At 47.0% G+C, this 13592-nt stretch carries 12 protein-coding genes; 2 read left to right on the top strand and 10 right to left on the bottom strand.

The window, feature by feature from the left end; all coding sequences use genetic code 11:
- Nucleotides 1-10: 10 nt before the first annotated feature.
- The 9 genes from ACTRDR_RS00435 to ACTRDR_RS00475 form a co-directional block, all read right to left on the bottom strand.
- Nucleotides 11-307, bottom strand: a complete 297-nt coding sequence (locus ACTRDR_RS00435) for a hypothetical protein (protein ID WP_440525745.1) — start codon at nt 305-307, stop codon at nt 11-13.
- Between the two features lie 7 nt (nt 308-314).
- Nucleotides 315-1478, bottom strand: a complete 1164-nt coding sequence (locus ACTRDR_RS00440; protein ID WP_440525746.1) for a hypothetical protein — start codon at nt 1476-1478, stop codon at nt 315-317.
- Nucleotides 1471-2178 carry a M15 family metallopeptidase gene (locus ACTRDR_RS00445; protein WP_440525747.1) on the bottom strand — a complete coding sequence of 236 codons (708 nt, stop codon included), beginning with the start codon at nt 2176-2178 and terminating at the stop codon, nt 1471-1473. Before ACTRDR_RS00445 ends, ACTRDR_RS00440 begins: the two co-directional genes overlap by 8 nt.
- A gap of 122 nt (nt 2179-2300) precedes the next feature.
- Nucleotides 2301-3680: a GH1 family beta-glucosidase gene (locus ACTRDR_RS00450; protein WP_440525748.1), complete on the bottom strand. Its 1380-nt coding sequence runs from the start codon at nt 3678-3680 to the stop codon at nt 2301-2303.
- A gap of 16 nt (nt 3681-3696) precedes the next feature.
- Nucleotides 3697-4575 (bottom strand): carbohydrate ABC transporter permease, encoded by an 879-nt coding sequence (locus tag ACTRDR_RS00455; RefSeq protein ID WP_118537447.1) that lies wholly within the window; start codon nt 4573-4575, stop codon nt 3697-3699.
- Between the two features lie 12 nt (nt 4576-4587).
- A complete protein-coding gene (locus tag ACTRDR_RS00460) occupies nt 4588-5511 on the bottom strand; it encodes an ABC transporter permease (protein ID WP_440525749.1) in 924 nt (307 codons plus the stop codon).
- Between the two features lie 117 nt (nt 5512-5628).
- Nucleotides 5629-7161: an ABC transporter substrate-binding protein gene (locus tag ACTRDR_RS00465; RefSeq protein WP_440525750.1), complete on the bottom strand. Its 1533-nt coding sequence runs from the start codon at nt 7159-7161 to the stop codon at nt 5629-5631.
- A 179-nt stretch (nt 7162-7340) separates the two neighbouring features.
- On the bottom strand, nt 7341-8942 hold the full coding sequence (locus tag ACTRDR_RS00470) for a response regulator transcription factor (protein ID WP_440525751.1): 1602 nt from the start codon (nt 8940-8942) through the stop codon (nt 7341-7343).
- Nucleotides 8911-10626, bottom strand: coding sequence for a sensor histidine kinase (locus ACTRDR_RS00475; protein WP_440525752.1), 1716 nt, complete (start codon nt 10624-10626; stop codon nt 8911-8913). Before ACTRDR_RS00475 ends, ACTRDR_RS00470 begins: the two co-directional genes overlap by 32 nt.
- A gap of 209 nt (nt 10627-10835) precedes the next feature.
- Here ACTRDR_RS00475 and ACTRDR_RS00480 point away from each other — a divergent pair, with 209 nt between their 5' ends.
- The gene (locus tag ACTRDR_RS00480) at nt 10836-11942 is read left to right on the top strand and encodes an endonuclease/exonuclease/phosphatase family protein (protein WP_440525753.1); all 1107 of its coding nucleotides are present in this window, start codon (nt 10836-10838) and stop codon (nt 11940-11942) included.
- Between the two features lie 270 nt (nt 11943-12212).
- Nucleotides 12213-13130, top strand: a complete 918-nt coding sequence (locus ACTRDR_RS00485; RefSeq protein ID WP_118537455.1) for a calcium/sodium antiporter — start codon at nt 12213-12215, stop codon at nt 13128-13130.
- Nucleotides 13131-13192: 62 nt separating this feature from the next.
- On the opposite strand, the gene ACTRDR_RS00490 is transcribed toward ACTRDR_RS00485, so the two are convergent.
- Nucleotides 13193-13582, bottom strand: a complete 390-nt coding sequence (locus ACTRDR_RS00490) for a DUF1284 domain-containing protein (protein ID WP_440525754.1) — start codon at nt 13580-13582, stop codon at nt 13193-13195.
- Between the last annotated feature and the right edge of the window lie 10 nt (nt 13583-13592).

Consider the following 13592-nt stretch of genomic DNA (forward strand, 5'->3'; position numbering starts at 1 on the left):
ATACGGTTTCCTATTCTGTTTCATCATCCGTATCGAGACTTTCCATCAAAATACGGTTCCATTCCACATTATTACTCTCAAGTTCTTTCTTCTGCATAATGCGGTTGCGGTCACTTAAGATCGCCAGCATTTCGTCCGCGATCTCCTCCGGCGGCAGATCAGAATAATGACACAGATAACCGATCATACGGCTCGCCGTAAAATCCGTATTCAGATTCTTCGTCACCAGATCACAGAACGATTCCGGGTAACCGCGGGATAGGAGCATTTTATATAATTGCATACTTTGGGGAGATCTTGGTTTCATATTTATTCTACGCCTTCTTAATATGGAAGATCACGCCGCTCTTGGGGTAGATCCACTCGTCCTTGATCGCAATGTCATAGAGTCCGGCTCTCTGGATGCAGGCTCCGACATTGGCCGTGCTTTCCTTATTGAGATAGGAATACATAGTGACATCCATTCCGTTCTTGTATTTCAGCTTGATATGGGGCTCCTTGGTCGGATCCACCAGCGTCACCTCGAAAATAGAGTTCCATACCCGGGGCATCTTGAAATAGATGCTGACCAGATGCTCCCCGTTTGCCTCGTTGCGGTCAAAATCCAGCTTAAATTTCAGGATAAATCCGTTGCTCTTACGTTCTACTTCGAATTGCGCTTCGTCGTCATTATCTCCGCTGTTGTCAATTCGCAAGATCGGCATGAACAGGTCATTGATCACATCCCGGACCTTGTCCGCGGGAATACTGTTGATGAAGTCCACGGCTTCCGGTTCCACCACCAGATCCTCATTGAAAATGCTCTTGGTGAAATCCGCATCCTGTCCGGTCTCCAGCAATCCACCGTCCAGACTCTTTTTATCATAGGCGAAACCGAGTCTGATCACATCGCCCGCGTAGTTCTCGTCTGTTCCTCCCAGACACTTTACGCTGAACTTCAATTCCTCATCGATCAGGTAATACTTTCCATCTTCGGCTCCGGGGAAACCGGCTTTTACATATTCCTCCGTCAGATTCGGCTCCAGATTGATCGTGTAATCGAACATTTTCCGGATCCTGGCGCCTCTTGCCCTGTCAAAATATTTCTCCATATTGGTAGAAAGCATATCCACCGCATCTTCATCCTTTATCATGGAGGTAATGGTGGATTTCAGGAAAGTCTTTTTATCTTCATCGCTGAATGAATCCAGAATCTCCGGCTCTCCCATCAGTGTCTTGGTGATCTGCTGGGAGGTCTCTCTGGCGTAGGCATCCTGGGTCAGCTTGTTGTTCAGTATATCAAATAACAGAAATGCCGCCAGCACACCGATAAGATTTCCCACAATATTATCGATGAGATCATCCAGTGTGTAACCGTTCTTCAGCGCCAGATAGGTATATCCCACAAACACAAGTAACAATGCGATCAGCACCAGTACCATAGTGGCGGACAAAGTGTCCATCACACTTTTTTTCTTCTTTTGTTTCTGATTATCCATGAATTTCCTCCCTCGTAAATACACCCTCATAGATTGCGGGCTTCCGCATGTAATATGCCCAGAACCGGTCACCGTAGTCATAATGCCACCATTCCGACGGCAGATTGGTAAATCCCGCATCTATCATAGCATAATAAAGCAGACGGCGGTTTTCACGGACCTGTTCGTCCTCTGCCCCCTGTACATGCTCCGCGGTCTCATAATACGCTGCGTAGGTCTTATCCGTAAAAGCATCGAATCCACATCCCATGGGAAGCTCTCTGCCCTCCGGATCCAGGATCGTTAAGTCAATGGCTCCTCCGGTGGTATGGGCGGGAGGCACCTTTGTATCCGGTACCGGGTCCGAGACAAATTTGCAGATCGCAGCTCTCCTTTTTGCCTCCGGCAGCTCTTCTAAATGAAAATCCCGGATGATGTCCACAGAATATTTTTCAAACAATTCATGCTGCAGCGCAAAGGGTCTCCAGGCATCCCAAATGCGGAACCGGTAACCGTCCGGCAGATTCCCCGCCGCCTTCACCAGCCTCTCATACATCTCCTTACGGACGAAGCAGTTCTCTTCCGCATGGTCCATATGTAGGATCGGATACAGCATTTTCACATCCCACAGATCACAGCTTTTCAATTCTATAAACGCAGAATCCACAAACGCACTGTCTATATAGCGTTCCGGATCTTCGATCGTCGGTATCGGCCTCATAGGATCAGCCTCCTTATTATTTATATTTATCATAATACCCCTTTTCCACTAAATATGGCAAGTGTCTGGTGCATCAAAAAAGAGACTGCATATCAAAATAGCAGTCTCTTTTTTATGTTCGTTTACAGATTTTCACCGTTCGATTCAATCACCTCGCGGTACCAGTATGCGGAGTCCTTAAGGATCCTCTTTTGAGTGGTGTAATCCACATAGATTAGTCCGAATCTCTCCGTATAACCGTTGTTCCACTCCATGTTATCGATAGCTGACCAGGCAAAATAACCCCGGATATCAGTTCCCTCCTCTGCCGCTTTTTTCAGGCAGCTTAAATAGCGGTGCATAAAGTCGATTCGCATAGGATCATGAACCTTACCGTCCAGGAATACCCAGTCGGGACAGGACAGTCCGTTCTCCGTAATTACGATGGGAAGTTTGTATTTTTCCTGCAGGAACTTCGGTACATAATACAGGCTCTCCGGTGTCACCTGCCACTTCATTGCAGTCACCGGTGCTCCGCAGGGATTCTTCGCCTCGCGATATCCCCCCTGACCATCCGATACCACTCGTCCGCTCTGGTAGACATTGATTCCCAGGAAATCCAACGGTTCCGAGATCAGTTTCAGGTCTTCCGGATTTCGTAACTCCTCCGGGCAATTCTCGCCATAGGCTTCCATGCCTTTCTCCGGATAATGTCCTAAAATGACGGGATCCAGCCACCAGGAGACTGCCCACAGGTCCTTCGTATCTTCCCGCAGGGTGGCAATTCTTGCTGCTTTCACATCCTCAGGTTGGTCGCTTACAGGCACCGAACTTCCGAAGCAGAATGCCACACCGATCTCGGGCTTTTTCTTCGCGTATTTTCGGATGACCTGCACCGCTCTGCCGTGGGCTTTCAGGTGATTATGGATTGCCAGCAGATACTCCGGCTCGGTGAGCCGTAACTTCGGAGCACAGCTTCCCTGCACGTGTCCGATAATCAGATGGCACTGGGGCTCATTTAACGTCATCCAGTGGGACACTCTGTCAGAGAGTCTGTCCACGATTACCTTCGTATATTCTGCAAACCACTCTGGGCTCTCGGGATTCTGCCATCCCCCGCGAATCTGTAATTGCTGGGGAAAATCCCAGTGAAATAAAGTAACCCAGGGTTCAATTTCCGCCTCTAGCAAAGCATCCACCAAATCACTGTAAAACTGCAGTCCTTTTTCATTCACCCGTCCCGTACCGTCTGGCAATACTCTGGACCAGCTGATGGAAAAGCGGAATGCTTTCAGTCCCATATTCTTCATTCTCTGAATGTCTTCCTCATAATGATGGTAAAAATCACAAGACACATCACCTGTCTCTCCGTCTAAAATATTCTGTTTTCCTTCAGGGTTCTTACGCGTGTCATGGCAATGCACATCCCAAACGGATTCTCCTCTGCCGTCCTCATAAGCGGCTCCTTCAATCTGGTAAGCTGCTGTTGCCGCACCCCAAACAAAATCTTTGCGAAAGCTCATTCCGTTTCCTCCTTATTTATCCTTTTACTGCTCCGATGACAATACCTTTGACAAAGTACTTCTGGAAGAATGGGTAGACACACATGATAGGCAGTGCTCCCATAACCGCCACTGCCATACGAATGGAAATGGAGGGCATCTTCATGGTACTTGCTCCGGCTGCGGAAGCCTTTTTTATCATCTCAATATCATCCATCATCTTCTTCAACAATACCTGAATACTGTACAGATTATCCCGGTTCACATAGTACAGACCATTCAGCCAGTCATTCCAGTAAGACAGTCCGATCAGCAGTACCAACGTCACGATAATGGGTTTCGACATAGGAAGTACTACTTTAGTGAGGATGTAGAGTTCTCCGCCACCGTCGATCCTTGCCGCTTCGAGGACTTCCTCCGGGATGTTTGTCGTAAAGTATGTACGCATCATAATGACATTAAATGCGTTTAACAACAAACCGGGAACGATCAGAGCAAATATCGTATTTTTAATATGGAACATCTGTGTCCACATCATGTAGCCAGGAACTAGTCCACCATTGAACAACATGGTAAAGAAAATATAAAAGGCAAAAATATTTCTTCCCGGCAGATTTTTTCTGGACAACGGGTAAGCGTATAAAGTAGTCAGCATCAGGCTCGTCAGTGTTCCCACAATTGTCACGAAAAAGGATATTGCGTAGCCTCTGACAATGGAGGTACTGTCCATCAGCAAATATTTATAGGCGGACAGGTCGATCTCCGTGGGCCAGAACCGGTAGCCTGTCTTCACCAGTGCCGTCTCTGAAGTGATGGAAGAACTGAGCAACAGTATAAACGGCATGACACACATCAGAGACAATATAATTAATACGGTATTGATTACAACCTGGTATTTTGTATCTTTTATGACCATAATCTCATCTCCTTAAAACAGTGCATTTTCACGGCTGACCTTGCGGACGATCATATTGGCGGTCAGTACCAAAATGAATCCAACGATGGACTGATAGAAGCCTGCTGCCGCCGACATACCCACGTTGTTCAGTGTTGTTAGTCCACGATATACATAAGTGTCGATCGTATTAGTCACATCGATCAAGGCTCCGCTGTTCATAGGTACCTGATAAAACAGGCCGAAGTCTGAATAGAAAATACGTCCGATGGACATCAGCACCAGCGTGATGATTGTGGGTTTCAGACTGGATAGTGTCACATATCTGACCTGCTGCCATCTGGTAGCTCCGTCAATCACCGCCGCTTCATAATAGGTCTTGTCGATTCCCACCACCGTTGCGAAATAGATGATGCTGCTGTAGCCGAAATTTTTCCATAGATAGACAAATGTAATAATAAAAGGCCAATACTTTGGCTGGGAATACCAGGCGATGCCATTCTTGCCCAAAGGCTCCAAAATAGAGTTATTAATGAATCCGTTCTGTGTATTTAAAAAGCCATATACAATATAGCTGACGATGACTGTGGAGATCAGATAAGGGATCAGAATCAGCGTCTGATATAGTTTTTTCTTCGTCTTGGATCTCACGTCATTTAACAGAATTGCTACCGTAATGGCCAGGATATTCCCCAGGATAATAAATATTGCATTATATAATAATGTGTTTCTGGTAATATTCAGTGCATCTTTTGTGGCAAATAGATAAGTAAAGTTGTCAAGTCCGATCTTCGGGCTCTTAAACATTCCCAGTTTGTAATCATATTTTTCAAATGCCATGATCAGTCCCGCCATGGGGATATAGTTGTTGATAAAAATGTATACAGCACCGGGGATCAACATGAGATATAAAGGAAGATAACGTCTCCATTTTACGAAAGTACTCTTCTTATTCATGAGTATTACCTGTTCCTTTCTTTTGAAAGAGGTCCCACCAAAGAACTGGCGGGACCTCTTTTGGCTTCAAAGCTTATATTTTAGGTTTGGACGATTATTTTTATGATTTGTAGTGCTTTAGTTCTGCTCTGCAAGCCATGCATCCAGCTGTGCCTGCTTAGCTTCGATAATGGTGTTGATACCTGCTGCATCCAGTTCCTGATTCATCTGGGGGATAGCTGTCTCAGGATCCAAGCATCCGGTCAACAGACCTGCACGATATTTCTCTACTACATTGTTACATGCAGTTACTTCATTCAGTACTTCTGAGTTATCCCATACAAATCCTTTTGCAGGAGAGGGCTGTGCATTCTTATTGAACTCACCCAGTTGCTCCCATACATCAGGATCATCACCTTCCCATACATAGGTAATCTGTTCATTAGGCCAAGCCCAACCTACGGAAGAGTATGAAGTATTGGAAGAATCCACACCTTCCGGATAGGTGATCACACCCTTGCTCTCATCTGCGAATACCCAGTTGTCGCCTTCGATACCGTTGACTAACAGGTTGGATACTTCAGGGTTGGTGTACATCAAATTCAGCATCTGCATTGCCTTTTCAGGGTTCTTACTGTTATTAGCAATGCACCAGCTTGCATTTACCATGCTTGTGGTAGAATGGGGTGCACCGTTCTCCATCTGTACTACTACGATGTCTTTACCGCATTTTCTGGTCTCTTCTGCTTCAAATCCTGCCTTGAAGGAAGTGAAAGTACCAAAACCGACACCTGAGTTGAAGAATTCCTGATACCCTTCTGTGGTATTGACTGCATCCGGCATCATCAGACCTTCCTGTGCCCATTGGTATACCCACTTGCAATATTCCTTGAAGGAATCTGTATCGTAGAAATTCACTACCTGGGTACTGTCGAAAAGTGCATTTTCCAGTACGCCCAGATCATCGCTCAGCACGTCACATGCCCATGCCGGATAGATCATTGTTCCGCCGTTGGGAACCAGGGGATACATATCCGGATATGCTTCTTTTACTTTTCTTAGATTGGCATCCAAATCTTCGTAAGTCCATGGAGTGGAGTAGTCGATTCCCAGTTCATCCGCAATGGATTTTACCATTTCAAAGCCACGCCCCTGTGCCTTATCCTTGTTCATCGGTACTCCGTAGATACTTCCGGATACGGTAGAGCACCGCCAGTCATCCTCGGAGATACCGGACAATACATCCGGTGCATATTCTGCCAGCAGATCATCCAGGGCAACAATCTGGTTTGTAGTTGCCATGGTGGACATGGATACCTGCCAAGGCATTGCGAAGAACAAATCCAGATCTTCTCCGGAAGCCAGTGCCAGATTCAGCTGCTCTGAGCTTACGCCGGTCAGAAGGTTTACTTTTACGCCAATGGCGGGCTCTGTGATCTCGCTTACTGCTGCCGCAACCTTTTCTGCAGCCTCCGTGGTGGAATTATTGTACGCGTAGATGGTAATGGTGGTCACATCATCATTTGACGCTGCCGCCTGTGTGCTTCCTGCCGCACTGTCTGTGCCTGCGCTCTGTGAAGCGTTGTTATCTGTGGTAGATCCGCATCCTGCAAGAGTCGTTACTGCCATCGCGGTAGCAAGTCCTGTTGCCAATAACTTTTTGATTTTCATAAATTTTTTCTCCCTTCGTAGGTCTTCATTGATGATGAATTCATTATAAAAAAATCCCACGATCGTATCTATCTGTTAAAAAAGTTGTTTGTGTCAAAAAAATATGTTTTTTTACTTTCCTCCTTCCGGAATATCAAAAATGTCACATTCTATTGTAAAAAATGTGACATTTTGAAAAACTATTCGGTTGTGTGCCCGGTCTCTTCCCGATCCTCCGTAGGTGAGACCCCGTTGATCTTCTTATAGCTCTGGGAAAAATGGGAAAAGTTGGTATATCCCACTTTCATGGCGATCACACTGATGGGTAACGCCGTCTCCCGGACCATGTTCCGGGCAAGTGTCATTTTCTCTGAGATAATATATTCTTTTAATGACATTCCCGTTTTGTTTTTAAACAACGCGGAAATATAATTGGCGTTCAGGTGCACCGCATCGGCAATATCATCCCTCTTGATATCCTCATCCATGTGGCTTCGGATGTATTGGAATATCTCATCGATCTGGGTCTCCTTCCCCGACTCCGTATTCCGCAGTTCATGCAGTCTCGCCGTCACATATTTTACCAGCCATAACGTATCTTCCGTGTATGTATAGGCGGACATGGCACGCTGCATGATCTCTTCCTCCGGGAACAACTGCTCCATATCCATATTTAATTTCTGGAGTACCAGATAGATTACACCCATAATCTTCTGGTAAAACCGCATCAGATTTTTGGAATTCAGTTGATCCTCCGCCGCCAATCTCTGCAAGGTATCCGAAGCATCCTTTACCACGGTATCATACAGTTCATTTTCCAAAAGCTGTACCCAGTTCTCGCAGTAGTGTTCCTCTGCTTTCCGTTCCTTCTGCTTGCTCTCCTGCACATTGTAGATTCCTTCTTTGCGTCCAACATTGTTCTGGTCGGCTTTTTTCAGAATCCGCACTAGTTCCCAGACCGCCTGCCGATCCTCCAGTGCACCGTAATATATGGCAACTCCACAGTCAAAAAAATTCTGAAATGTAATCTGAAAACGTTCCATCTGATGATACATGGATTCTTCATTCAGTTCTGCCGCACTGTCGGTGCACAGAAGTACATAATAGATTCCCTTTTCCTGCTGATAGAGAAGTGCTTTCCAGGCGTAAGGGTAGAACAGTTCTTCCAGCACATTGGAAATCGTATCATATAACAGCGTCTGATCCCAGTTCTCCAGTCCCTTTCCCCAACGAACCACATCCATCAGGCACAGTCTGGAATTTTCCGCCACACGGATCCCCATTTCTCCAAGGTTCCGCATTGCTATTTCCACGTCATCCTTCTCCTCCGAGAACAGATCCGCTAACATTGCCCCCAGGACAAATCCCTTTTTGTTCTTCAGCAGCTGTCCGTAGCGGGAGTCCTCGTTGACCCGCTGTTTCATCCGGATCTTCTCCGCCGCTCTTCCGACGGCATCCTCAATCTCTTCATATCTCGCTGGCTGTAAAATATAGTCAAAGCTCCCCAACGCCACGGCCTCCTTGGCATACAGGAAGTCCGCATGTGCCGTCAGAAAAATGGTCTCCACATCCATTTCCTGCTTTCTACACCATGCCAACAGACTCAGCCCGTTTTCCACCGGCATTTCAATGTCGCACAGCATGATATCCACCTGCTTCTCCAACAGGACCTGTTTTGCTTCATATGCATTATATGCCTTGTATATCTGCGAAATCCCCAGACGATCCCAATGCACCCCAAACATGACACCGCTTACCACATTGATCTGATCATCTACTATTAATACATTCATCTTTTCCATAGGGTAAATACATCTCCACGCAAGCTCCGTTCGAGTTGCTATATAATATTGTTGCTTTTTCCTCATAACGTATTTTAATACGTTTCCAGACATTCTGGATACCGATCCCCGCGGTCTTCTCTTCTGCGAATTGTCCCTTGTTCAGAAAATGCAGCACATCTTCCGGAAAACCGGGACCGTTGTCCAGAATCGTAATACACACATAAGTATCCTCCGGCGTCTCTCCAGGGAGTAGCGATACCCGGATACTGATGAGCAGTGTTTTTTGGGACTGTACACCGTATTTCACTGCATTCTCCACGAAAGTCAGCACCGACAACGGCAGGATCTGAAATTCTTCCAGTTTTTCGTCCACGGCGATGCTGTAATTCACCGGTACGGACAATCCCAGCTGTGACAGTTTCAGGTAGGATTCCACGCTCTCCATCTCTTTCCGGACACTGATGGTATCTTCCTCATAAGCGATCACTTTTCTGAGATAAGAAGACAGCGCCAGAGTCAGTTCCTGAATGGAGCGGTATTCCTTCTGCTCCGCCAGCGCATAGAAATTCTTCAGGCAGTTCAGAAAAAAGTGGGGGCGGATCTGAATCTGTAAATACTGAATCGTTGCATTCTGAATCCTGTGCTCCTGCTCATAGGCATCGATCTTCAGCTTCTGTATCTGATCTATCATATGATTAAAGGTAGTCGCCATCAGACGGAATTCCTCCACATCACTGTTTTCCTCCGCGTAGGCGTTCAGATCACCCTCAGCGATCTCTTCCATGGTTGCTTTCAATCCCTCTAAGGGTGCCACAAAGAAACGATACATATAAAAATACAGAATCGGGATCAGCAGAATAAAAATAAAACTGCAAAACAGCAGAAACCACTGCAAAGCTCCCATATAGTTCCAGAAGCTTCCGTAGGGACTGATGTAATACTGCACCAGATCACCGTAGGGCAGCTGCTCATACACCACAAGGTATCGCTCCATTCCTTTCCCCGTGATGTAATAACCCTTGGAATTCTGTTTCAGTTCGATCTGTTTCTCTTCCAACAGATTTTTCTGATTCAGCGCCTGTCCGTCCTGCGTTGCATGGACCAGATAAGACGATTTTCCCTCAACTTCCGAGGAGGGCTTCATAAACTGGTCGAAATCCATGACCGCACCGATATACACCGAGCCGTATTTCAGAATCCGGATCAGGAAATAGTCATCCCCCACCGGAATAACATACCAGTCACTATTCAGTTCCCCCTGCTTCATCTCCTCATAGACAGCCCGACATATTCCAGACTGTTTGGTCGGCACATAGCGAGTACCCGTGGCATGTTTGATCCGGACCAGATCGTTACTCTCCGAATAAAATTCCAGTGCCACCAGTCCATCCACATCCGAAGTCAGATATTTTGTAAAATCTTCCAGAATGTTCTGCCCGCACAGATAAGCCTGTAATGACTCCAACGGATAATTGAGTCTCCTGAAATCATTTCCTACCATTTCCGAGATCATATAAGACTCGACCGTTTTAATACTTTTCTCATAAAATTGTTCGTAAATATAGCCGGTACCGGCTGCGCTCTGGGCAGCCTGCCGGTTCAGCGCTGTCATAGAATAAATATTATATATGATCAGCGTCACCGCAAGAGGCAATACCATAGCGCATACGGTCAGCAATAAACGTTTTCTTACTCTTTTCATTTCTTTATAATGTTATACTTTCAGATTCTTATTACGGTCTGACCGGCGTACCATCCGGCAGACGGCTGAACGACCAACCCCGCTTCCTCAAAACCGGAGAATTCCCGGATGCCAAATATCGTCCAGCACCAGTTTAGCATAAGGCCACACAAATAACAAATAAAATATTCCTGTTTGCCATTTCCCGCAAGGCTTGTTAAAATAAGGATATGAAAAAGAAAAATTTATGTAAAACGTTATTAAAAACCATATGTATCGTGCTGGGGATCCTCATCCTCGCACTGTTGGCTTACATCGTCTACCTCTATGCCAGTTATTACAGGATTGAGGATAATCAGGAACTGGTGGTGGAGGCACCGGTCGACGATACTACCACAGGTGCGGCTGCGGTGCTGGTTACGGATACGGAATATTCCGCAGTGACCTACAACATCGGCTTTGGTGCTTATCTGCCGGATTACAGCTTCTTCATGGACGGCGGTACCTCCTCCTGGGCGGAAAGCCCGGAGACCGTACAATATGCCATAAACGGTGCGGGAGAGCTGGTGAAGTCATTAGACCCGGATTTTGCGCTGATCCAGGAGATCGATCTGGATGCCACCAGAAGCTATCATACGGATGAATACGAGATGCTGCGCAACCTTCTGCCGGAATATACTACCGTATTTGCGCAGAATTATGATTCTGCCTTCCTGTTCTATCCGTTTACACAGCCCCACGGCAGCAGCCGGGCAGGACTTGGACTGTTCTCGAAATATCCGGTGTCTTCTGCTCTGCGCCGAAGCTTCCCCATCTCCACTTCCTTCAGCAAGTTCTTCGATCTGGACCGCTGCTACAGCGTCTCCCGGATCCCGGTGGACAATGGCAAGGAGCTGGTGATCTTCAATCTGCATATGTCCGCTTACGGCAACAGCGATGCCATCCGCCAGGGACAGATTGAGATGCTGTGCAATGATATGGCAAAAGAATACGAAGCCGGGAATTATGTGCTCTGCGGCGGCGACTTTAACCACGACCTGAAGGCTTCCGAAGAGGATACGGAGAGCTGTGAGTCCTGGGCATTTCCTTTTCCGAGAACGGAGCTGCCGGAGCATTTTGCTTTCTGCCTGGATCTGTTAAGTACAGAGGAGCAGGCAGCGCTCTGGAACAGTGCCAGAAACGCAGATATGGAATATGTCCCCGGTGTAACTTATACCGTAACTTTGGACGGATTCATTATCTCCGACAATATCGAGTGCCTGTCCTATGAGAATGTAAACACCGGCTATTCCTACTCCGACCATGATCCCGTGAAGATGGAGTTCGTGTTAAAATAGTGTCAAGATTTACAAAGTCTGTTGACAGTGCTTGTCCTTTTTCGTAGAATGAGGGCACAGTTAAGAGGGAGTAGTTCCCGGATGGTTTCTGATAGAATGATTACAGAATGTGTACGAAGCTGTCCGGAATGATAATCGTCATCACGTCCGTCGGACCGGTTATTATTGTAAGTAACGAGACTTTTATCGATCATTTTTGATGCGGTAAAAGTCTCTATTTTTATACTTTTTTCTAAGAATACAGACGCTTGCTGCAGGAAAGGACAGCTTATGGAATACATATTGTTACTCGTAGGATTTATACTTCTGATCAAAGGTGCGGACTTTTTCGTGGAGGGAAGCTCCTCCCTGGCGGGGATCCTGAAGGTTCCCAGTGTCATCATCGGTCTGACCATCGTTGCCATGGGCACCAGTGCTCCGGAGGCCTCCGTCAGCATCAATGCCGCACTGGCTGGCAGTAATGATATCGCCATCAGTAACGTCGTCGGCTCGAATATCTTCAATGGTCTGGTGGTCGTGGGTATCTGTGCATTCCTGCACAGTTTTATGCCCCACGGAGAGATCCTGAAGCGGGATATGCCGCTAAATATCCTGGTAACCGTCGTATTATGTCTGATGTTTTTAGATGGCAGCTTAAGCCGCATTGAGGGTGCAGTCCTGCTGCTTGGCATGATCGTATATCTCGGATTTATGATCTATTCTGCCCGGAAAAACAGAGAAGAGGGCGAACCCGGCAAGATTCTCTCCCTGCCCCGCAGCCTTTTGTATATTGCCGGAGGTCTGGCTGCCGTTATCTTCGGCGGTGATCTCGTCGTGGATAAAGCCTGTATCATTGCTACGAATTTTGGTGTCAGCCAGAATTTCATCGGACTGACCATTATCGCCATCGGCACCTCCCTGCCGGAGCTGGTGACCTCCATCGTTGCCACGAAAAAGGGAGACAGCGGACTGGCGCTGGGCAATGCCATCGGCTCCAACCTGTTCAACATCCTGTTTATCCTCGGAATGTCCGCGGTGATCAGCCCTCTGCATGTCCTCGGAGAGTCCGTCATCGACACCGTACTGCTCCTTGGCAGTGCCATTCTGCTCTTCGTATTTGCCCGTACCGGCAGACGCATGACCCGCAGTGAAGGGGCTGCGTGCGTGCTTCTGTATGTTGCATACACGGCTTACCTCTTCGTGAGATAACAGTGCGGCTATAGCCGCACACAAAAAGCGCACCTGGGGGGAGGTGCGCTTTTTTATTTAAGTTATTTGTGGCAGATATCTCTCCACTGGCAGTCTCCGCAAATGACCTTGCCATATCCCGGCTGCAGAATCTTCTCTTCCACGATCCGCTCAAATTCCGCAAAAGTCATTTCCTGACCTGTCTTTAATCCGGTGTATTTCAATACACCCGCATCATATCGGTCTACTTTCTCCGCAGACTCGCAGCTGCCACCCTTATTATGCGGGCAGGCGCTGCAGATCTCATCCGTCGCTCCGACAAGCTGCAGGGATGACGGTCCATTTTTTCCCAGAAGCCATTCCTTCACCTCCGCCATATGCTTAGTGAACCCTTCACTGTATCCCTTCCCTTCAAAAAAATACAGGCACATGCCGTGGTGCGGACGGATCCGGTAAGTTGTTGTCACTTCCATATCCGGTGTA

The organism is Simiaoa sp. (assembly GCF_051972595.1).
Classification (GTDB): Bacteria; Bacillota; Clostridia; order Lachnospirales; family Lachnospiraceae; genus Acetatifactor; species Acetatifactor hominis.

Bases quoted from the DNA above. Each gene is read 5' to 3' on its own strand.
- ACTRDR_RS00435 (WP_440525745.1), bottom strand. From the start codon at position 307: ATGAAACCAAGATCTCCCCAAAGTATGCAATTATATAAAATGCTCCTA.
- ACTRDR_RS00440 (WP_440525746.1), bottom strand. From the start codon at position 1,478: ATGGATAATCAGAAACAAAAGAAGAAAAAAAGTGTGATGGACACTTTG.
- ACTRDR_RS00445 (WP_440525747.1), bottom strand. From the start codon at position 2,178: ATGAGGCCGATACCGACGATCGAAGATCCGGAACGCTATATAGACAGT.
- ACTRDR_RS00450 (WP_440525748.1), bottom strand. From the start codon at position 3,680: ATGAGCTTTCGCAAAGATTTTGTTTGGGGTGCGGCAACAGCAGCTTAC.
- ACTRDR_RS00455 (WP_118537447.1), bottom strand. From the start codon at position 4,575: ATGGTCATAAAAGATACAAAATACCAGGTTGTAATCAATACCGTATTA.
- ACTRDR_RS00460 (WP_440525749.1), bottom strand. From the start codon at position 5,511: ATGAATAAGAAGAGTACTTTCGTAAAATGGAGACGTTATCTTCCTTTA.
- ACTRDR_RS00465 (WP_440525750.1), bottom strand. From the start codon at position 7,161: ATGAAAATCAAAAAGTTATTGGCAACAGGACTTGCTACCGCGATGGCA.
- ACTRDR_RS00470 (WP_440525751.1), bottom strand. From the start codon at position 8,942: ATGGAAAAGATGAATGTATTAATAGTAGATGATCAGATCAATGTGGTA.
- ACTRDR_RS00475 (WP_440525752.1), bottom strand. From the start codon at position 10,626: ATGAAAAGAGTAAGAAAACGTTTATTGCTGACCGTATGCGCTATGGTA.
- ACTRDR_RS00480 (WP_440525753.1), top strand. From the start codon at position 10,836: ATGAAAAAGAAAAATTTATGTAAAACGTTATTAAAAACCATATGTATC.
- ACTRDR_RS00485 (WP_118537455.1), top strand. From the start codon at position 12,213: ATGGAATACATATTGTTACTCGTAGGATTTATACTTCTGATCAAAGGT.
- ACTRDR_RS00490 (WP_440525754.1), bottom strand. From the start codon at position 13,582: ATGGAAGTGACAACAACTTACCGGATCCGTCCGCACCACGGCATGTGC.